Origin of the sequence: Paraburkholderia sediminicola (assembly GCF_902859805.1) — a bacterium.
GTDB lineage: Bacteria > Pseudomonadota > Gammaproteobacteria > Burkholderiales > Burkholderiaceae > Paraburkholderia > Paraburkholderia sediminicola.
In genome coordinates, this window is the sequence record NZ_CADIKC010000006.1 from 387242 (window position 1) to 408021 (window position 20780).

Genomic DNA, 20780 nt, shown 5'->3' on the forward strand with positions numbered 1-20780 from the left:
CGTTAAACAGGTTACTCAACGCACAGCATCGACACGATGGCCGTGCATCACAAGCAGCACCCCCTTCCTTCAAAGGAGCGAGAAATGTCTATTGGCAATGTGAGCGCGGTGCTTGTGCACGGCGCGTGGGCAGATGGATCAAGCTGGAGCAAGGTGGTCGAACGCCTGAAGGCGCACGGCATCAACGCTGTTGCGGCGCCGTTGCCGCTGACCTCCTTGCACGACGACGTGGCCGCCCTCAACAGAACGCTGGAGCGCATTGAAGGTCCGGTTGTTCTTGCCGGGCATGCGTACGCCGGCGCAGTAATCGGCTCGACGCGAGCCGACAGCGTCAAGGCGCTGGTCTATGTCGCCGCGCTTGCGCCTGCCGAAGGGGAAACAGTGGGCGATGTGTTCTACCGCGGCGAAGCGCATCCGCTGGCGCCCAAACTGTCACCGGATCAGCATGGCCTGATCTGGCTGCCCGAAGAGGCATTCGCAGCGGCGTTCGCACAGAACGCCACGGCGCAGGAATTGACGGTGCTCGGTGCGGTTCAACGTCCCATTTCAGTGTCGTGCATTGGCGAGCCGGTCGAGCGCCCACTCTGGACGGACCGGCCGAGCTGGTTCCTGAGCGCGGAGCAGGACCGCATGATCAGTCCCGACACGCAACATTTCATGGCACAGCGCATGAACGCCCGCGTGCATTCACACCAGGTCGATCACACGCCCATCGTCACAGCCCCTGACGTCGTCACCGATGTGATCGTCGAAGCGGTTCAAGCCGTCTCGACCCGCTAGGGATTATTCAAACCCGTCATGCCGACAGGCGCTCGTCTCGCCTGCCATTTCGAACGCACGTCTACCCAACCGGGAGTCAACTCATGTCCGCCATTTCCTATCGCTATGCTGACGTCGACCGCGTCAAGGTGTTCTATCGCGAAGCAGGCCGTCCGACCGCGCCGAAACTGCTACTCCTCCACGGTTTTCCAAGTTCGAGCCATATGTTTCGGGACCTGATCCCGCTGCTGGCCGAGCACTTCCATATCGTCGCGCCCGATCTGCCGGGTTTCGGCCAGTCGGACATGCCTGGCCGCGATGCCTTCGCGTACACGTTCGACAACATCGCCACCGTGATCGAACGCTTCACCGAGCAGATCGGTTTTGACCGGTTTGCCATGTACGTATTCGACTACGGCGCGCCGACCGGCTTCCGGCTTGCAGTCCGGCACCCTGAGCGGATCGCGGCGATCATCTCGCAGAATGGCAACGCATACGAAGAAGGCCTGAGCGAAGGCTGGAATCCGATTCGCGCTTACTGGCAGGATCCGTCGCAGGCCAATCGCGAGGCGCTTCGCGCGATGCTGACGCACGAAACGACCATGTGGCAGTACACGCATGGCGTCCAGGACGCGGCTTCCGTATCGCCCGATGGCTACTCGCTTGACGAGTTCTATCTGAGCCGCCCGGGCGCGGACGAGATCCAGCTCGATCTGTTCGGCGACTACCGGAACAACGTCGCGTTGTATCCCGCCTTCCAGCAATATTTCCGCAGCCACCAGCCCCCTTTGCTCGCCGTGTGGGGCGCGAACGATCCGTTTTTCCTGCCGCCCGGCGCTGAGGCTTTCAAACGCGACATCCCGAATGCCGAGGTGCGCTTTTTCGATACCGGCCACTTCGCGCTGGAAACGCACGCGGCAGAGATCGCCGCGGCTATTTCCGGATTTCTGATTCGCTGACAGGCGGGCGCAGCGTGGTGGGTTGTCCATTGAGTCGCCGGTTTGGCGACTCATCAAGTTCAGTTCAGGAATGAAGGAGAAAGGAAATGTCGAACAAGGTAGCAATCGTTACAGGCGCGAGCCAGGGTATCGGCCGTTCAACTGCCATCAGGTTGGCGCGAGACTTCGAATCTGTCGTGGTGGTTGCGCGCAATCGTGAGAATCTCGATCAGACCGCGGACGAAGTCAGAAAGGCCGGTGCAAAAGCGCTCGCAATCGACCTCGATCTGTCAGATCCGGAAGCCGCACAGAAGGTGGTCGATCAGACGCTGTCGGCGTTCGGCCAGATCGACGCGTTACTCAACATCGCGGGCGCAGTGCCGCAGATCGACGTCTTCGAGATGAGCGACGATCAATGGGATCGTGGCTTCGCGTTGAAACTGCACGGCGCGCGGCGATTGACGATCGCGGCATGGCCGTCGTTGAAGAAAACCTCAGGATCGGTTGTGCTGATGTCGGGTAACTCGGCGCTGTTTCCCAAAGCGCCCTACGCGGCCGTGGGCACGATCAACGCGGCGATTGTGGCGCTGGCGAAGGCTTTCTCCGACCGTGGGATTGCAGACGGCGTGCAGGTCAACAGCGTGCTGCCCGGCCCGGTGATGACAGGCCGGCGGCAATCGTATCTGGAACATTGGGCGCCGCTGCACAACATGACGGTCGAAGAAGCGACGGCCCGCTTTCCGGTCGAAGCGGGAATCGCGCGCTACGGCACACCCGAAGAGATTGCCGAGCTGATGGCGTTCATCGTGTCGCCCGCCGCACACTGGATGACGGGTTCGACGTTGAGGATGGATGGCGGCGAGGTCAAGTCGATCTGACTACCATCAAACTGATCGTTCGCAGCGAGGCCCGAAGCGGACGCGCGCCGGGCTTCGCGAGTCCGCTCAATGGAAAGCTCAGGCCTCGGGCCGGTGGCAAACCACTTCGATGTTGTGCCCGTCCGGACCAATCACAAAAGCTGCATAGTAGTTCGCGTGGTAGCGCGGGCGCAGACCCGGCGCACCATTGTCTTTTGCCCCCGTCTCCAGAGCCGCGCGATAGAAAGCGTCGACTTGCTGGCGATTGTCGGCCGTGAATGCCAGGTGAAGATGCGCCGGCTTCTCATCAGTCTGGTACAGGCACAATGAAGCCTTGCCTGGCGGGCTAAGCTCGATCCCGTACGTCGGCGGCCCCTCCCCGACAACCGCTACGCCGATCGGTTCGAGTGCCTTGAGGAAGAACGCTTTGCTCGCTGCAAAGTCGCTGACTCCGAATTTGACGTGATCGAACATGAACTCTCCTGAAGTGTTTGGGCCTGCGCGAGGCCGGACGCGATTTAGAGATCTCCGCGATGTTGCCACACGCAACCACACGCAGTCACCAGAAGGGAAACCGCAAAGGAGTAATCTTCGGTACTGGAAATGGAGCACGCGCAATACGGTCAACCAGCGATATAACGTGAGGAGCCGGACCAATGGGAAGCACTAACGCGGTAGCGGCGGCAGCAGTCGCCTTCGTGGGAAGTCACTTTGTTTTGTCCCATCCGCTGCGCAGGCGGCTGGTCAGCGCGATTGGCGAAACGGGGTTTCTGGGCGTCTATTCGCTGGTGGCCTTCGCGACGCTCGGCTGGTTGATCGCCGCCTACCTGAAGGCGCCTTTGACTGCACCGCTATGGCAAGCAGGAGACGGGCTCTGGGCGGTTGCAACCGTGGTCATGCTGATAGCATCGATCCTCCTGATGGGCTCTCTGATCCGCAACCCGGCGCTGCCCACCGGCGGCCGGCCCACTGCGTTCCCGCAAGCGGCGCTCGGCGTGTACGCAGTGACGCGCCACCCGATGATGTGGTCGTTCGTACTGTGGGGGCTGTGTCACATCGCTGTGTTTCCGGTGGCCAAGAGCATCATCGTTGCGGTGGCTATCGCGATTCTCGCGCTCGTCGGCTCCGCCTTGCAGGATCGGAAGAAAGAGCAGTTGCAGCCCGATCTCTGGCCTGAGTGGGAGTCGAAGACGAGCTACCTGCCGTTCGCGGCGATCGCCGCTGGCCGTGCGCGACTCGGCGGCTTCGGCTTGCACGCGTTGCTGGGCGGTTTCGTTGTGTGGCTCGTCGCGACCTGGGCTCATATGCCGATTACTGGATGGGCCGCGGGTGTCTGGCGCTGGCTGTAAACGCGGCGCGGCATGCGAACCATAAAACGGTAGCTGGCCAATGCGCCCTGACCGTGAGGGCGCTGAGGCTGTCGCGCCTCGTCGCGCTGTCTCACGCCGTCTCGCGCTGTCCGGAAGATCACGCTTTTCCCAGCGCCCCTCCCTCCTGCTCAGCAAACCATTGCAGGATGCGTTGCCGGCCTGGATGCAGCGCGCCTGCGGTTTGCAACCAAAGGACATAGACCCCTTTGGTCTTCAACGGCGTACCAAAAGGAATAACCAGATCGCCGCGATTGATTGATTCCTGCGCCAGGGTCAAGTCCGTCATCGCCACGCCCAACCCGCGAGCTGCGGCATTCATCGCCAGCTCGTCGAGATTGAAGGTGATGTGCTTGTAGTTTTTGGCCGCCGATCCCCCGTTGGCCTTCAGCCAGATCGACCACTCGTGCTGACCCGTGGAACCATGAATCAGCGTGTGCTGTGCCAACGCTTCCAGCGACCCCGGCAGCGGCTTGTTGTCGACGGAGAAAGGCGCGCACACCGGCACCAGAATCTCGTCGAAGAGCCTGAGGAACGTGGGCGACTCCGGCGTCGGTTCCTCCCGCGCTTCGGGCAGGTAAAGGATATAGGCGTCGCAGTGACCCGACGGATCGACCACTTCCGTCGCGACGGTCTCAATTGAAAGAGATAGATCGGGATGCCGGGCATAAAAGTCCGTCAGCCTTGGCAGTAACCAGCGAACTGCGAGCGAGACGAAGATGCGGATGCGAAACGGCCTGTCCCGCGGCGATATCCGCTCGTCGAGCGTCTGGAGCTCGTCGAGTATCTTGCGCGTCACCTCCAGCACTTCTTTGCCTTGCCGCGTTAGTTGCACGCTGCGACTGTTGCGAACGAACAGCGGCACGCCGTAGTGACTTTCCAGTTGCTGAATCTTCCTGCTCACCGCGCTCTGGGTCAGATGCAGCTTTTCTGCTGCTTCGGTGAAGTTGTCCGACTCCGCAACGAGCAACAGCGCCTGAAGGGCTCCGATAGACGGCGGTCGATAGAGCTTATCCATGCGTTTTTGGAATTCTCCAATGAATTTATAACGCTGGATCGTGCATCCAGCTCCCAATATATTGACACTCAAGCGAATGGATTGCCGAGCAAGCATGCTGATTATTCATGCTTTCGGCAGTCTGGTCATCTATGGCGCGCAGAGGGGACATTATTTTGGTCAAGAACATATGCGGCTGGATCGCCCAAGCCGGCGTCTCGCCTCCCGGAGCAATCCTGACCGGAACGCAGAAAGCGGATTGGCTGGTGATCGGCGGCGGCTTCACGGGATTGTCGGCGGCGCATACGCTCGCCGAACTGCATCCACAATCGCGCATCATCGTGGTCGATCGGCAGCGCGCCGCTCAAGGTGCTTCAGCGCGCAACTCGGGTTTCGTGGTCGCCTACGAGCGGCCGGCGGCTGACGAATTGCCTGGTCGGCAACGCCATGCGCAGTACCACGCCGCGACCGCCATTGGCAAAGCCGCGTGCGCCGAGGTTGGCCGACGTGTGACGAAGCTCGGCATCGCGTGTGATCTGAGCGATGCCGGCTACTTCTTCGCGGTCCACGATCCGGCCAAACTTGCGGAAGCGGACATCCAGGTGCAGACCCTGCGTGAAGCGGGTGCGAGCGCCGAATTGCTGGAGGGCCACGCTTTATCGCAACGGCTGGGCACGCCGTTCTACAAAGCGGGAATATGGTGTCGAGGCGGGAATGGGTTATTGCAGCCGGCGAAGTATGCAAAGGGTCTGCTCGACACCTTGCCCGAGAATGTTTCGCTCTACGAGAACACTGAAATCACGGGTCTCGATTACTTGAGCGGAGGTGGTATCCGCGCACGCTCTGTTGGCGGTGACATCGAGGCAAAGCAGGTGCTGGCGTGCGTCGGGGCATTTTTGCCACGGATAGGCCTCGCAGACAGCACTGTCTTCCCGCTTGAACTCAGTGCCTCGCTGAGCCGGCCGTTGAACGACGACGAGTATCTTCGCCTGGGGCGCGCGGCCCCTTGGGGCGTACTGTCGACGCGCCCTGCCGGCGCAACGTTACGCCTGACGCCGGACCGGCGGCTACTGATCCGCAACACCGTGGAGTATCGACGCCACGATCTTGCCGGCCCTTCTCTGGTGGCGCGCCGGACGAGGCACCTGCGCGGCTTGCAGCGACGCTTTCCCTGGATTACGGATGAGCATCTGCAATTCACCTGGACCGGCCATCTGAGCGCCACGCGGTCCGGTGAGCCACGTTTCGGCAAGCTGGCGGAAGGGGTTTATTCCGCAGCCGGATGCAACGGCTCCGGAGTCGCGCGCGGCACGCTGTGGGGGCGGCTGCTAGCAGAAATGGCGTCGGGAGGCCAGTCAGCCTTGCTGACCTCCGTGCTTGGCAACGCGAACCCAGGCTGGCTCCCTCCCCGACCGTTTTTTGACATCGGCGCCTCGATACGTTTGCGATATGAAGCGCATCAGGCAAGAACCGAGTCCTGAGAGCGGCTTGCGCCGTCCGCAAAGCCACTCGCCCCCCCTGCTCAATCTTTACCCCGCAAGGAAAACACCATGCGCGCTTGTCATCCTGTCACCCGTCTGCGCCGCGCGGCCATCGCCAGCGCCTGTATTGCGGCAACCCTGTCGCTATGGGCAGCGCCCGCCGCTCGCGCCGCGGACGTCGAACTGAACGTGTACAACTGGTCGGACTATATCGCGAAGGAAACGGTCCCGACCTTTGAGAAACAGACGGGCATTCACGTCCGTTACGACAACTACGACAGCAACGACACACTGCAGGCGAAACTGCTCGCGGGCAGTTCCGGCTACGACATCGTGGTACCGACGTCGAACTACATGGCGAGGCAGATTCAGGCCGGCGCGTACCAGAAGCTCGACAAATCGCAACTGCCGAACCTGAAGAATCTCAGCCCTGTGCTGATGGAAATGGTGGCGGGTGCCGACCCGGGCAACCAGTACGGCGTGCCTTGGGCGTTCGCCGTCACGGGTATCGGCTACAACGTGCAGGCCGTGCAGAAAGCGCTCGGCGCGAACGCACCGGTCGATAGTTGGGCGCTGGTCTTCGATCCGGCCAACCTCGCAAAGCTCAAGGGCTGCGGCGTCGCTTTCCTCGATGAGTCGGTCGACGTATTTGCCGCGGCGCTGCAGTACATGCATAAAGATCCGAACAGCACCAACCCGGCCGACTACCAGGCGGCGTTCGAGTTGCTGAAAAAAGCGCGCCCATACATTACCGAGTTCAACTCGTCCGGCTACATCAACGATCTCGCGAACAACGACGTCTGCGTGGCGATCGGTTTTGCGGGCGACGTCGGCATCGCACACCGGCGCAGCGCTGAGGCCAGGCGTCCGTACGACATCCGTTTCTCAAACGTGAAGGAAGGCGGTTTGCTGGCGTTCGATGTGATGGTGATCCCGAAAGACGCACCGCACCCGCAAGCCGCGCTTAGATGGATCAATTACATCGAGGACCCGAAGGTCAATGCGGCAATCACCAATGAGGTGTTCTACCCGACGGCAAACCACGCAGCGCGTCAGTTCGTGACGCCGGCCGTGGCCCAGGACCCAACGGTGTACCCGCCGGACGACGTGCTCAAGAAGATGACGCTGATGAAGCCGACGCCGGTTGAGATCGTGCGCCTTGAAAACCGCTTGTGGGCGCAATTGAAAACCCTTCACTGAAGTCCCGGCCCGCGTCCGCCGCAAGCCGCGGCGGCGCAGCCATCGAGTTTGACATTCCCCTTTCATTCATTCGATGAGCCCGGCACGGCATCCGGGTCACGTTTCCCACGTTTCCCACGCTTCATTTCCCGCCGATATTTACATTCCCCACTGATACTTTCATCTCTGCGACCCCTGCCGTCGCAGAGCACTCATCCACTCGCCCGAGCACGCAGCACATCGCAATGCAATCCGCAATCACGCTGTTGCAAGGGTTATTTTCGAAAAGACAACATCGGCGACAAGCCGTCATACTCTGTCTCTTTATTGCGGTGGACGATTTCGACCATACGACTGGACTAATTGGCCCGACGCCAGAGCCGGATCGATGCATGACTGTCCGCCCCGTCTTTTCGACGGTAATTTCCGCGTTGCGCAACGCGCGGGTCACGTGGAGCGTATTTTGTAATGAGTTACACCCCTGACGTTCCGTTCGCTCACGACAAGGCTGATTCCGGCGCCTTCGTGGGCGGCGCGCCAGCGTTTCGTCAACTGGTCCGCATGATCGACCGGGTTGCCCCCACCGATCATCCCCTGCTCATTTTTGGGCCGACCGGTTCGGGCAAGGAACTGGTCGCCCGCCGCGTGCACGCGCACAGCCTGCGCCAGGATCAACCCTTCGTCGACGTCAACTGCGGCGCGATTCCAGAGAACCTCGTCGAAGCCGAATTGTTCGGCCACGTCAAAGGCGCCTTCACCGGCGCGGGCGAAAACCGCCAGGGATTTTTTCAGCAGGTCGGCAAAGGCACGCTGCTGCTCGATGAAATCGGCGAACTGCCGCTCGCGCTGCAGCCCAAGCTGTTGCGCGTACTTGAAACGCGAACCTTCCGTCCAATCGGTTCGTCGACCAGTCTGCACTTCGCAGGACGCGTGGTGGCCTCGACTCACCGCGACCTGCGCGAACTCGCACGTCAAGGGCTCTTCCGCGAGGACCTCTTCTACCGTCTCGCGGTCTTCGTGCTTGCCGTACCCGGACTCGAACAGCGCATCGAGGACATTCCCGCGCTTGTCACCCATTTCGCATCGCAGCACACGCGCCGTCTGGAGTTTTCGCCGGCCGCCGTCCGCCGGCTTGCCCAGCACGCATGGCCGGGGCACATCCGGCAATTGCGCAACCTGATCAGCCAGTTGAGCGTGCTCGCTGAAAACACGAGCATCGACGTCGACGCGCTCGAACCGTTTCTTGCCAATGAAACCGGCGGACCGGTGTCGCGCGCAAGCCTCGCCGACATGCTTTTGCAACTCGAAGGGCGCGACAAACTCGCCGCCGCCGAAGATCTCCTGATCGACCGCGCGCTCGAGCGGACCGGCGGCAACAAGAGTGCGGCGGCCACCATGCTTGGCGTGGGTCGCAAGACAATCGAGCGGCGACTGAAGTCGCGCGAGGAACACCACCGGGAAGCGCGCAAATGTCTCGAACAGGCGAGCGCGCTGATCGAGGAATCGAAGTTCACCGAAGCCATTCCGCCGTTGCGCCGCTGCCTCGCCCTGCTGCAAACGCCGCACGAACAGGAGGCCGCACGCCGTCTTCAGTTCGACGCCTACCGTCTGCTCGGCATGAGCCTGCGGAGCGTGCACGGCTGGCTCTACGCGGAGGCCACCGCCTGCTACGCCGCCGCGCTGGCCGTCGGCGAAGGCGTCTGTGCCCCCGCAGAAATCGCCGCGATCCAGTTCGGCGTCTGGACCACGCAATTGACGACGCTCCAGCTCAAGCAGGCGCGCGCAACCGCGCAGAATATGCTGGAGCGCGCGCAGAACGGCGGCGACCGGGTGTCGCTCGACGAAGCTCACGTCGCGATGACGAACACCCTCTTCTGGCTCGGCGACAGCGAAGAAGCCCTCGCCTGTCTCGCGCGCGGCAACCTGCTTGGTGTGGCACGCGACGACACCCGCACGGGCTCGCAAGGGATCGATCTCGCCAGTCTCGCGTTGACTTTTGAAGGACTCGCGGCCTACCAGATCGGCGCCTTCGGGCAGGCGCGGCGCGCCATGGAAATGTTGATCCTGCGCGCCTCGGAGCCCGGCGCGCACGCGTTCGCTCATGCCGTCAACCTGCAGGGCGCCGCGTGGCTTGCCTGCCTGTTCGAAGACATGGACCGGCTGGGACACCTCGCGAGCGAACTCGAGTCGGTCTCGATCGCGAACGGCTTCGCCTTCTACCGGGGCATCGGGCAGATCCTGCGTGCATGCCACCTGAGTGCGCTCAGCCATTCCGACGAAGCGGAAACTGTCATGCTCGACGGCTACGATAACCACGTTGTTTGCAACGGCGGTGCGCTGTTCTATTCCTTCATGGCGTGGCAGCACGGCGAGCTGCTGCTGCGCGCCGGCCGTGCGAAAACGTGCGAGGCAATGCTCGCCGCCGCGATCGATGAAACCCTGGCCCGTCAGGAACGTGTCTACCTGGGCGAGCTGCTGGTTACCCGGGCGCGCGCGCAGTGGGCACTCGGCGAGACGAACGCGGCGGAACTGGGCCTGCGTACCGCGCTGTCTACTGCGCTCGCGTTCGGCTCGGTGCCGGCGCGCGTGGATGCCGCGCGTTACCTCGCCGATCTGTTGCGCGCCACCGGCCGCATTGCCGAAGCAATCGACATCCTCGAGCGCGGTTTGCGTTCGCTGACGACTGATTCAACCGCGCGTGTCACCAGCGCCATGAGTTTGCTCGCCGAACTCCAGCGCGAAGTTTCTATCGACGTCTACACGAAAGGAATAACAAATGGCCTATGAGTTACGCAAGGAAGACCTGGAACCGCTGCTGCTGGGCGCGGCATTCTTTGGCAGCGGTGGCGGCGGCACAATCGAATCCGCGCGGCATCTGGCTGCGCATTTTGTCCCCGGCGATTACTACCCGACCGACACGATCAAGGTTGTGTCCGTCGAAGAAGCCACCGAAGGCGCGGCAGTCATGGTCGCCTATCTCGGCGCGCCTGAAGCGATCAATTCAGCCACCTATCCGCTCGGACCGGTGACGGCCGTGCAGAACGTCCAGACCCGGCTCGCATCGCAAGGTACGAAGCTCGCCTATGTGATGCCGCCGGAAAGCGGTGCGCTGGGCTTCACGGTGGCGGCGCTCGTGGCGGCGAAACTCGGCCTAGCGGTCATCGACGCTGACGGAGCCGGCCGCGCCGTCCCCTCACTGCCGATGCTCACCTTCGCGGCCGCCGAGATCGACCCGCGCCCGGCGTTCCTCGTGAGCCAGGGCGGCCTGTGCGTCGAACTCGACGTGACGCCGCGCGACAGCAACCACGGTGGTCCGACCCACCAGCGCGACGTGTCGGCGATCGTCGAGCAGATGATGCGTCCGGTCGTCGCCGATCCCGAGTTCGGGCAGTTCGGCGGCCTCGCGATGTGGGTCATGACGCCGGCCGATATCGGCCGCGCGACACCCATTCGCGGCACGTTGAAACGCGCACTGGATCTCGGGCGCGCGGTGCAGGCCGGCCAGATCGGCAGCGCCCAGCAGATGATCGGCTATCTCGACGAACGTTGCGGGCTCGCCGCGCGCGCGATCTCCGAGCCGGGCCAACTGGTCTCGGCCGAAGTCGATACGAGCGGCGGCTTCGACGTCGGCAAGATTCGCATCCAGGCCGGCCAACATACCTACACGGTGATGTACCAGAACGAGTCGCTGCTAGCGTGGGACAGCGAGAGTCCGCAGCCGATCGTGCTGTCGCCGGACAGCGTCGCCTATTTCGTCGGCGGCGAAGGCCAGTCGATCTACAGCAACGGCGACCTCGTGCAGGATGACGGTTCGCTGAACCCGGCGATCGGCAAGCGCCCCGTCACGCTGATTGCCTGGCGTGCCGAAGCCGAACTGCGCAAGCCCGGTCTGATTCTCGACAGCTTCATGCAGTTGCTGAACTCGCTCGGCTATCTCGGACCGTATGTGCCGCTGGAATCGCTCCCCTCCACGACCAAGGGAAACCTATCTTGAACACGCCTTTGAATCCCACTCTGCGCATCTGCGTGCTCGTGCCCGTCGCCACGTCGCAATACAACGAGCGCATCCTGAAGGCGGTCGCACCGGTCGTGCCGCCGGACGTGCACGTCGAGATTCGCAACATCACGCAGGGGCATCCCGATATCGAGAACCGCACGAACTGGCTGCAGAACGGCATGCCGGTGGTCGAGCTTGCGCAGGCAATCGCAAACGACGGTTTCGACGGTATCTGGCTGACCGACTTCGATATGTGCGGCGTTGAAGCCGCGCGCGAAGTGATCGACATTCCGATCATCGGCGGCTTTCCCGCTACGGCCTTCACGGCGCTCGCGCTTAGCCAGCGTTTCTCGATCGTCACGATCCTGCAAAGCACGCTCGCGATGCAGCGTGGTCATCCGCAGACCTATGGCATCCAGGACTCGTTCGCGTCGATCCGTGCGATCAATTGCCCCGTCGCGCAACTCGATGACGTCGACGTGGTGGTCATTCGCACCTTCGAAGCGGCGCTGAAGGCGATCAACGAGGACGGCGCGCAGTCCATTCTGCTCGGGTGCACAGGTTTCGTGGACGTCGCGAGCCGCGTCTCCCAGTTGCTCACCAAGGAACTGGGCGCCTATGTGCCGGTGATCGATCCGAATCAGGCCGGGTTCAGCTTCCTCGTGTCACTGGTGCGTATGCAGGTGCGCCCCAGCCGGTTGACCTATAGCAAGGTCAGTCTCCAATCGTAAGCAGCGCTTCCTTCCCCCTGCCTGTCTGTCCATCCGGCGCGGCGCGCCGGATGTCCTCGCCTCAATCAGCCTTCCCCCCGCAAATCTTCCTGCCTCCTCGCCGGGTTCGCCGTCATACGGACGAATTAGTCCTTCGATGCACCGCGATTTGTCGATTGGACGAAATCGTCCACTTCCGGGCGCACGCATGGACGAGACTGACCAATGCCGCGATCGAAATATCTCGGCATTCCCGCTGCCATGCGGCTCCGCAACATGGCACATTGATTGCTTATATAAGGTTGTTAGCCGCCACGGACCGATAAAAACGAAACACCAGGGCGGCAGTAATACCCAGAACGTGCAATAAGCCTGCCAGACAAGCCGGGGAACCTGAGGGACCAAAAAAGATCGCGCGCTGCCATGTGTTCGACGCACCAACGTCTGGCGACATCCGTTTGTTTGCGGATCGCCGACGCCGCTGATCGAGGGATCGCCGTGAGTGATCACGATCCTGCGATTAGTGATCCGAACCATGTCTGACGCGTGATCAACGCCAACGATGCGAAGTCGCTGGCGGCAGATTGAGAGAGGGCTGTGCTGTTGTTGTAGCTGTAACTGCTGTGTGTCGGCACGTGGCGACCGAATACTTCCGTAGAGAAGATCGTTGCAATGCGTAAAACCGACATGGTGGAATCCGCCTGGCTATGCATCAGGCGGGCCACTGCGAGGTTCGGCCGTCGTTGCCTCCCTTTGCGGGGACCAGTAGCGGCGGCCTGCCCTTTTAATTTGACCGCGTCAATCGCGGCACATCGACCGATCCTGCGTGAAGCACGTTGCGGCACTCACGCACCCGGCCGCCCCCACAGATTTTCCCGGATAGCCAGGTTAGCCAGGTAAGCGGTCTTTTTGCATTGCATTACCGCGCAGATCCACCGCGCGGACGAGAATCTGCTTTAGAAGCCCTGAGCGGTGTCAGATAGTTAGCGGCGTCGCGAACGGACCAGACTGGCCATCCACGGGGAATTCGAACAATGCATCACCATCTTTTCGAAAGCGAGCTCGTTCATCTTGAACGCGTAGTCGCATGCGCGCCGCAAAAACCTTTTCCCCCGACCTACTGGCGCGATCGCGTCGAACATCTGAAAAATTCCCCGCAGGCGCCGATGTATCGCCATCGTATTGCACGCCTTTCGCAGCTTGTCGGCGAATTGCACGGATAGGTCAACCCAGCGTCCTGATCGAATTACTGATGCCGCGCGCGCAATCGATCACCGCGGGCGCGAGGCGCTGCTCGGCGTCGGCCAGCGTCCAGCGACTGGTCGGCGCGACCACATGCACCGACGCCACGGGTCTTCTTTCGCCATCCAGCACAGGCGCCGCAATCGTCATATCGCCGATGAACAGTTCCTCACGGTTCGACGTATAACCCCTGCGGCGCGCTTCCCCTAATAACGCTTCGATCTCGCCGATGTCCGTCACCGTGTACTGCGTGTGCGCGACCCGGTCGTTCGCCTCGAGCAGCGCGCGGACCTCATCGTCCGGCAGCGCGCTCAGATAGGCACGGCCCGATGCGGTGCAGTACATCGGAATACGGCTGCCTATCGGCATGTGAATCGGCACGAATTTCATGCAGACAAAACGCGCGACGTACAACATCTGCGCGCCGTCCGGTTCGGTCAGGCTGGTCGTTTCACCGGTCACGTTCGTGAGCTCGGAGAGGAACGGGTTGGCCACGTCGATGAGCGTATCCGCCGCGAGGTAGTTGAAACCAATCTGCACGACACGCGGGGTCAGTTGATAGCGCTTCGTGCGGGGATGTTTGCGCACGTAGCCGAGCTTCTCCAGCGTGTAGATCATCCGTTGAGCCGAACTCTTCGTGATCGAAGTCGCCTCGGCCACTTCGGGCAGGCTCATGGTCCGGCGTTGCGCGCTGAATGCGCGCAGCACCGCGATGCCCTTTTCCAGCGATTGATTGAAAAGCGCGTCCGGCACCTCACCTGGCACCTCATCCGGTGCTTCGCTCTCGCTCGCCTGCTCCACCCCTTTACCGCTCATGGAAATACCCAATGGTGATCGTGATGCATTGACGTTAGCATATCGAATGTCGATACGCAAATAATGTTATTCGATATTTTTGACTCGAATATGATGAAGTCATACCAGTCACCGATTCCTCAATCGTAGTCCGTCACCGTCGTGGAGAATCTCATGATCCAGTTAGTCAAGCGCATCGCCGGCGCAGCAGTCGCGCTGTTGGTCCTCGCAGCAACGCCGGCCATGGCGGCCGCCGAGCCTGAGTACACGGTCGGCGCGACGGCCACCGGCGTGCCGTTCACCTTCCTCGACGTGAAGAGCAATTCGATCCAGGGCCTGCTGGTCGATGCGATCACCGCAACCGGCAAGGCCGCCGGTTTCGACGTGAAGGTGGAACAGACCACCTTTTCCGCGCTGATCCCGTCGCTCACCACCAAGAAGATCGACGTGATCTCCGCCGCCATGCTGAAGACGCCGGCTCGCGAGCAGGTCGTCGATTTCTCCGACACGGTCTATTCGTATGGCGAGGGTCTGATCGTGCGCGCCGACGACAAGGGCAAGTACACGTCGATGGACGATCTCAAGGGCGAAGTGGTCGGCGCGCAAGTGGGCACCGCCTTCGTCGACGCGCTGAACAAGAAAGGCATCTTCAAGGAAGTGCGCACGTACGACTCGGTCGCCGACATCATGCGCGACGTCGCGCTCGGCCGCATCAAGGCGGGCTTCGGCGACCATCCGATCATCGCGTACCAGTTGCAGAAGAACCCGAACCCGCAGTTGCGGCTCGTCGACGGTTATCAGCCGAGCGTGAAGGGTCAACTGTGCTTCGTGGTGCGCAAGGGCGATAACGCGACGCTGGAGAAGCTGAACGCCGGCATCCGCAAGATCAAGGCAGACGGCACGCTCACGCAGATCATCAAGAAGTGGCAGGTGGAATGACGCGGCTCGCTGCCTGAGGAGATCACGTCATGTTCATCCAGAATGCGCTCGACTTCCTGCCGATCCTGCTGAAAGGCGCGGTCGTCACCGTCGAGATCACCTTCTGCGCGTTCGTTCTCAGTACGCTCCTCGGCCTCGTGCTGGCGCTGATGCGCGTGTCGTCGAACAAGGTGCTCTCGAACGCGGCGGCCACGTTTATCAACGTGATTCGCGGCCTGCCGATCATCGTGCAGCTGTTCTACATCTACTTCGTGCTGCCCGATCTCGGCGTGCAGTTGAGCGCGTTCCAGGCGGGTTTCATTGGGCTGGGCGTTGCCTACTCGGCGTATCAGGCGGAGAACTTTCGTGCCGGCATCCAGGCAATCGACCACGGTCAGATCGAAGCCGCGCAATCCATCGGCATGCGTAACGCGCTGATCATGCGTCGCGTGATCCTGCCGCAAGCGTTTCGAATCGCGCTGCCGCCGTACGGCAACACGCTCGTGATGATGCTGAAGGACTCGTCGCTGGCCTCGACCATCACCGTCGCGGAAATGACACGCGCCGGCCAGCTGATTGCGTCGTCGACGTTCCAGAACATGACGGTATTCACGCTCGTCGCGCTGCTCTATCTTGCGCTCAGCCTGCCGCTCGTCTACGGCTTGCGGCGTCTCGAGCGCCGTCTCGCTCAGAAGGGAAAGCGATGATCGAAGTTCAATCCATTCACAAGCGCTTCCACGATCAGGAAGTGCTCAAAGGCGTCAGCCTCAACGTCGACGCCGGCCAGGTGGTCTGTCTGATCGGACCATCGGGCTCGGGCAAGTCGACGCTCCTGCGTTGCATCAACGGTCTCGAAACCTACGACGCAGGCACGATCACTGTCGAAGGCGCGCGTGTCGACGCCAGGTCGAAGCACATCCATGAATTGCGCACGCAGGTCGGCATGGTGTTTCAGCGCTTCAATCTGTTTCCGCATCGCACGGCGCTGGAGAACGTCTGCGAAGGGCCGCTCTATGTGAAAAAGGAAGCCGGTGATGCGGCGCGCGAGAAAGCGCGGCATCTGCTCGACAAGGTTGGCCTCGCGCACCGGATGGACGCGTATCCAGCCGAACTCTCGGGCGGCCAGCAACAGCGCGTCGCCATCGCGCGCGCACTCGCGATGGAGCCGAAAGCCATTCTGTTCGACGAACCGACCTCCGCGCTCGATCCGGAACTCGTCGGCGAAGTGCTTGGCGTAATGCGGCAACTCGCAAACGACGGCATGACGATGATCGTCGTCACGCACGAGATGGGCTTCGCGCGCGAAGTAGCCGATCGCGTGTGCTTTCTGTACGACGGCACCATTTGCGAGGAAGGCGCGGCAGCCGATCTGCTCGAGCGGCCGACTCATCCGCGCACGCGCGATTTTCTGCGCCGCATGCTCACGCCCACGTCGAACGGAATCGCGCAATGAAGTCAGTAGAAGCCGGCCAGCCGCTGCCGCCGTCGCTCTGGGCAGCCACCGCTGAGGCCGCGGTGCGCACGCCAGCGCTCGATGCATCGAAGCGTGTTGAGGTGGCTATTGTGGGCGCGGGTTACACGGGTTTATCCACGGCGCTGCATTTGAGCGAACTCGGTGTGGACGTCTGCGTGATCGATGCGAACGAGCCGGGCTGGGGCGCATCGGGACGCAATGGCGGACAGGTGATTCCGGGACTCAAGTATGACCCCGACGAACTCATGCGCCGCTTCGGCCCGGAGGACGGCAACGCGCTCGTCAGCATGGCGGGCGGCGCAGCCGACACCGTGTTCGATCTGATCGAGCGCCACAGCATCGCATGCGATGCGACACGCGCCGGCTGGATTCAGCCCACGCATTCGACCAGGCTGCTCGATACGCTGCATGCGCGTGCGCGCCAGTGGGAATCGCGTGGCGCGCGCGTCGAGTTGCTCGATCGCGCGCAGATTACACAGCGCCTTGGCACGGAGGCGTTTGTCGGGGGCTGGGTGGACCGGCGCGCGGGCAGCGTGCAACCGCTCAGCTACGCGCGGGGACTTGCGCGCGCTGCCCTCGCGCGTGGCGTCGCGATTCACGGCGCGACGCTCGCGAGCCGTCTCGAACAACGCGCCGATGGGTGGCGCATTCACACCGCTCACGGACTGACCATTGACGCGCGTCAGGTGCTGCTTGCCACCAATGGATACAGCGATTCGCTGTGGCCGGGGATCGCGCAGTCGGTGATCGCGGCAAACAGCTTCATCGTGGCGACGAAGCCGCTGGCCGCTAGCGTCAGCGCAAGCATACTGCCCGGGCGCGAAGTGGCGTCGGATTCGCGGCGCTTACTGCTGTACTTCCGGCGCGACAGCGAAGGCCGTTTGTTGATCGGCGGCCGCGGACCTTTTCGCGAACCACGCGGCGCGGCGGACTGGGCGCACCTCGAACGTGCCGCCAGATTGCTGTATCCGCAACTGGCGGACGTCGAGTACGAGTATCGCTGGGCCGGGCGCATCGCCATCACGCGGGATTTTCTGCCGCATGTTCATCTTCCCGCACCGGGGCTGACGATCGCGTTAGGCTACAACGGCCGCGGGATCGCGATGGCCACGACGCTCGGCAAGCACCTCGCCGTGCATCTGGCAGGCGCTGCGCGTGGACTGCCGTTGCCGCCGACATCGATCCGGCGGATCCCGCTGCATGCGCTTCAACGCTTTTATATCAGCGCTGGGGTTGCCTGGTATGGATTGCTCGATGCGATGAGTTGAATCCAACGTGCCCTCTACACGACGCCTTGGGCCACCATCGCAAGCAGCAACCGTTCTGCACCGATGCCAAACCCCGCGCCTTCCCGATACGCCCCACCGCCGACGATCTGCTGTTGCGCGCCGAGTTCGGTGCAGCGCATCTCGAAGCCCATGCCGTTCAGGTAATAGCTAAGACCGCGGCGAGCCGAACTGTCGATTTCGTACCGCAGTCCGAACGAATCCAGAAAACCCGCCACGATCTCCTGGCTGCGCAGGTTGGCCCTTTGAGGGTCCGGGCACAGATATTCGAAACCGAGTTGCGAGAATTCGCGGTATCGGCCTGCCTGAGGCCGCTCATACCGATAGCACCGCGCGACGTAGAACAGCATGCGCTCCGTCTGCCGTCCCAGTAATTCCGTGCAGCGCTCCTGGAAGAGCGCGGTCGCCTCCGGGATCAGACAGCAGGGTCTGCCTTTCTTGTCCGGGAAAGCCCACATCTGCCCGATGACCTCACTGCCACCGGCTTTCTGGATGAAGGTGTCTTGCCCCCACAGCGCGGGAACGATCGCCTCCTCTGCCCCGGCTTCAATGAAGGTAGCTCCGGAAGCGATTTTCGAGTGCACGAATCTGTGCGGCTTCGGTTCCGACGATAAAACGGGTTCCACGAATCATGGTCATGTCTGGTCTCTTGTGCGTAGAAATGAAAAAAGGCGCCCTGGGGCGCCTTGGTCGTTGGTGCATGAAACGGGATCAGTGAAGTCCCGATTCCCTGCTATGGACGTAACGAACCACGGCGCAACAGCATGCGGCCGTGATGGTGGTGAAAGTTGAACAGTACGTTACGGGATTCCATGGAGGGCATGGTCGCACATCGATCTAAGTTTGGGAACACATCCCCGCGCGCTACTCAATGCCGCCACGATCCATGCGGCAACTCGACGTCCCGCTGCGCCGCCGCCAATCCTTCAACAATGCCCGCGCGATCCAGTGCAATGCAGTAGACCGGCTTCGCACGCTCGAAGCGCCAACTGTCGGCGAGCGCACCGGCATCGACTGGATCGAAGCCGAACTGATCGAGAAGCCCGCGCACGACGTGTTTGGCCTGTTCGTCATCGCTGGCGAACGGCAATGCCCGGCGGTTCGGCGCATCCGCAGGCTTGCCATCCGTTTCGAGGTCCTTCGCCAGAATCGCGTTAAAGGCCTTGACCACCTTCGCGCCCGGCAAGGCGGCGGCCAGCATCTGACTGGTGGTCGTCGACCGACTGTCGAGCGCCTCGATGTGGCCATCGCGGTCGGGATAGTAGTTGCACGTGTCGATCACGATCTTGCCGTCGAGCGCCGCAACCGGCAGCCCGTCAATGTTGCTGAAGGGCACGGTCACCACCACCACGTCACCGAACTTCGCCGCGTCTTCAGCGGTGCCGAGCGCACAGCCAAGCGCCGCTGCCGTACTGATCAAGGTTCGCGGATCACGGGAATTGCTGATCATCACTTCGTGGCCATGGTTCTTCGCGACGATCGCCATCGCGCGGCCTAGAAAACCGGCGCCGAGAATGCCTATCTTCATGTTTCACACTCCATGTTTATCCGCGGATCGCTCGGTTGAGCGCCCTCCCATCGGTGAGAAGCACTATGATTCAAAACTTCAGCCGGATAAACGGGCGTAATTTGATGACTGTCGAAAATAGCAGTGGTGAATCATGGATCGCTTGACCAGCATGGCCGTGTTCGTGAAGACGGCCGACAGCGGCTCGTTCGCCGCGGCGGCCCTCGCCTTCGGCATCTCCGCGCAGATGGCCGGCAAGCATGTCAGCACGCTGGAAGAACGCGTCGGCGCACGGTTGCTCAACCGGACCACGCGCCGCCAGAGCCTCACGGAAATCGGCCAGATTTTCTACGAGCGTTGCAAGGCGCTGCTGGCGGACGCCGACGCGGCCGAATCGGTCGCGCAGGAGCTGTCCGCCTCGCCGCGCGGGCGTTTGCGCATCACCGCGCCGGTGACCTTCGGCACTTGCTGTCTCGCGCCGATGATCACGCGTTACCTGAAGGCCAATCCCGAGGTGCGGGTCGAACTGGCGCTGACCGACCGCTTCGTCGATCTGATCGACGAAGGCTATGAAGCCGCGATCCGTCTCGGCTCGTTGTCGGATTCGTCGTTGATCGCGCGGTCGTTAATGCCGTACCGGTTGGTCGCCTGCGCCTCGCCAGACTACCTGGCCGAGCGTGGCGAGCCGCAGACGCCGCAAGCGCTGGCGGAGCATGAGTGCCTGAGCTTCGTCTATACGAGTCTGCCGGTTGAGACCGCATGGCGTTTCTCCGACGCCGAGGGCGAACATGTGGCGCCGATCTCAGGCCGCTTTCAGGCCAACGACGTGAAAGCGCTGCTGGCCGCGGCTCTCAATGGCAGTGGTGTGATCCTCGCGCCCGAAGTGGCAGTGAAAGACGAACTCGCCGCCGGTCGGCTGGTGCGTCTGCTGAACGCTTACGAAGCACCCGCGCGACCTATGCATCTGGTGTTTCCGGCCAGCCGCGCCACCCCGAAATTGCGCGCATTTATCGATCAGGTGGTGGCCGAATTCGGCCCGCACGCAGCGTGAAATGGGCAGCCGCGCATAGCTGGAAGACGGCCTCCGCCACCCGCCAATCTCCACCCATTAGCCGCTAGAATTCCCGCCTTTGCCCGCGTCGGGCGCGCGACAAGGCAAAATACTGGTTTTGCGCGCGCAAAACGCGCCGCGAATCCGGATGAATCAGATCTCGGCGGCAGGCTTGCCTTGCCGCGGACCCTCGCAAAGACGCATGGCGACGGCCCATCGAGC

Annotated in this window: 19 protein-coding genes; 14 read left to right on the top strand and 5 right to left on the bottom strand. The window is 62.2% G+C overall.

The window, feature by feature from the left end:
* Positions 1-84: 84 nt before the first annotated feature.
* The 3 genes from R8871_RS22670 (at position 85) to R8871_RS22680 (ending at position 2575) form a co-directional block, all read left to right on the top strand.
* Complete coding sequence (locus R8871_RS22670; protein WP_175052459.1) at positions 85-780, top strand: alpha/beta fold hydrolase; 696 nt, start codon at positions 85-87, stop codon at positions 778-780.
* Positions 781-863: 83 nt separating this feature from the next.
* Positions 864-1718, top strand: a complete 855-nt coding sequence (locus R8871_RS22675; RefSeq protein ID WP_175052460.1) for an alpha/beta fold hydrolase — start codon at positions 864-866, stop codon at positions 1716-1718.
* 86 nt (positions 1719-1804) lie between these two features.
* On the top strand, positions 1805-2575 hold the full coding sequence (locus R8871_RS22680) for an SDR family oxidoreductase (RefSeq protein WP_175052461.1): 771 nt from the start codon (positions 1805-1807) through the stop codon (positions 2573-2575).
* Between the two features lie 78 nt (positions 2576-2653).
* On the opposite strand, the gene R8871_RS22685 is transcribed toward R8871_RS22680, so the two are convergent.
* Positions 2654-3028: a VOC family protein gene (locus tag R8871_RS22685; RefSeq protein WP_175052462.1), complete on the bottom strand. Its 375-nt coding sequence runs from the start codon at positions 3026-3028 to the stop codon at positions 2654-2656.
* Positions 3029-3210: 182 nt separating this feature from the next.
* Here R8871_RS22685 and R8871_RS22690 point away from each other — a divergent pair, with 182 nt between their 5' ends.
* Positions 3211-3903 carry an NnrU family protein gene (locus R8871_RS22690; protein ID WP_175052463.1) on the top strand — a complete coding sequence of 231 codons (693 nt, stop codon included), beginning with the start codon at positions 3211-3213 and terminating at the stop codon, positions 3901-3903.
* Positions 3904-4021: 118 nt separating this feature from the next.
* Here R8871_RS22690 and R8871_RS22695 read toward each other — a convergent pair whose 3' ends face one another.
* A complete protein-coding gene (locus tag R8871_RS22695) occupies positions 4022-4939 on the bottom strand; it encodes a LysR substrate-binding domain-containing protein (RefSeq protein ID WP_175052464.1) in 918 nt (305 codons plus the stop codon).
* A 155-nt stretch (positions 4940-5094) separates the two neighbouring features.
* Between R8871_RS22695 and R8871_RS22700 the strand changes: the two genes are divergently transcribed.
* The 5 genes from R8871_RS22700 to R8871_RS22720 all read left to right on the top strand — a co-directional run bounded on the left by R8871_RS22700 (position 5095) and on the right by R8871_RS22720 (position 12306).
* Complete coding sequence (locus R8871_RS22700; protein WP_217468909.1) at positions 5095-6399, top strand: NAD(P)/FAD-dependent oxidoreductase; 1305 nt, start codon at positions 5095-5097, stop codon at positions 6397-6399.
* 69 nt (positions 6400-6468) lie between these two features.
* Positions 6469-7599 carry a polyamine ABC transporter substrate-binding protein gene (locus R8871_RS22705; protein ID WP_175052466.1) on the top strand — a complete coding sequence of 377 codons (1131 nt, stop codon included), beginning with the start codon at positions 6469-6471 and terminating at the stop codon, positions 7597-7599.
* 447 nt (positions 7600-8046) lie between these two features.
* The gene (locus tag R8871_RS22710) at positions 8047-10365 is read left to right on the top strand and encodes a sigma-54-dependent transcriptional regulator (RefSeq protein WP_175052467.1); all 2319 of its coding nucleotides are present in this window, start codon (positions 8047-8049) and stop codon (positions 10363-10365) included.
* Positions 10355-11572 (top strand): DUF917 domain-containing protein, encoded by a 1218-nt coding sequence (locus tag R8871_RS22715; protein WP_175052468.1) that lies wholly within the window; start codon positions 10355-10357, stop codon positions 11570-11572. The genes R8871_RS22710 and R8871_RS22715 overlap by 11 nt, the downstream gene beginning before the upstream one ends.
* Before the next feature lie 8 nt (positions 11573-11580).
* Positions 11581-12306: an aspartate/glutamate racemase family protein gene (locus R8871_RS22720; protein WP_175052558.1), complete on the top strand. Its 726-nt coding sequence runs from the start codon at positions 11581-11583 to the stop codon at positions 12304-12306.
* A 1203-nt stretch (positions 12307-13509) separates the two neighbouring features.
* Here the strand turns inward: R8871_RS22720 and R8871_RS22725 are convergent.
* Positions 13510-14343, bottom strand: coding sequence for an IclR family transcriptional regulator (locus tag R8871_RS22725; RefSeq protein WP_246287649.1), 834 nt, complete (start codon positions 14341-14343; stop codon positions 13510-13512).
* 153 nt (positions 14344-14496) lie between these two features.
* Between R8871_RS22725 and R8871_RS22730 the strand changes: the two genes are divergently transcribed.
* Genes R8871_RS22730 through R8871_RS22745 form a run of 4 tightly spaced genes read left to right on the top strand, consistent with a single transcriptional unit; the run spans position 14497 to position 17982 of the window.
* Positions 14497-15261: a substrate-binding periplasmic protein gene (locus tag R8871_RS22730; RefSeq protein ID WP_054041519.1), complete on the top strand. Its 765-nt coding sequence runs from the start codon at positions 14497-14499 to the stop codon at positions 15259-15261.
* 29 nt (positions 15262-15290) lie between these two features.
* On the top strand, positions 15291-15947 hold the full coding sequence (locus tag R8871_RS22735; RefSeq protein ID WP_175052469.1) for an amino acid ABC transporter permease: 657 nt from the start codon (positions 15291-15293) through the stop codon (positions 15945-15947).
* Positions 15944-16693: an amino acid ABC transporter ATP-binding protein gene (locus R8871_RS22740; RefSeq protein WP_175052470.1), complete on the top strand. Its 750-nt coding sequence runs from the start codon at positions 15944-15946 to the stop codon at positions 16691-16693. The genes R8871_RS22735 and R8871_RS22740 overlap by 4 nt, the downstream gene beginning before the upstream one ends.
* Positions 16690-17982: an NAD(P)/FAD-dependent oxidoreductase gene (locus tag R8871_RS22745; protein WP_175052471.1), complete on the top strand. Its 1293-nt coding sequence runs from the start codon at positions 16690-16692 to the stop codon at positions 17980-17982. Before R8871_RS22740 ends, R8871_RS22745 begins: the two co-directional genes overlap by 4 nt.
* Before the next feature lie 14 nt (positions 17983-17996).
* On the opposite strand, the gene R8871_RS22750 is transcribed toward R8871_RS22745, so the two are convergent.
* Together R8871_RS22750 and R8871_RS22755 are read right to left on the bottom strand one after the other, a co-directional pair.
* Complete coding sequence (locus R8871_RS22750) at positions 17997-18584, bottom strand: ATP phosphoribosyltransferase regulatory subunit (protein WP_175052472.1); 588 nt, start codon at positions 18582-18584, stop codon at positions 17997-17999.
* A gap of 284 nt (positions 18585-18868) precedes the next feature.
* Positions 18869-19528 carry an NADPH-dependent F420 reductase gene (locus tag R8871_RS22755; protein WP_175052473.1) on the bottom strand — a complete coding sequence of 220 codons (660 nt, stop codon included), beginning with the start codon at positions 19526-19528 and terminating at the stop codon, positions 18869-18871.
* Positions 19529-19661: 133 nt separating this feature from the next.
* On the opposite strand from R8871_RS22755, the gene R8871_RS22760 reads away from it, so the two are divergent.
* A complete protein-coding gene (locus R8871_RS22760; RefSeq protein ID WP_175052474.1) occupies positions 19662-20558 on the top strand; it encodes a LysR family transcriptional regulator in 897 nt (298 codons plus the stop codon).
* The last annotated feature ends 222 nt before the right edge of the window (positions 20559-20780 follow it).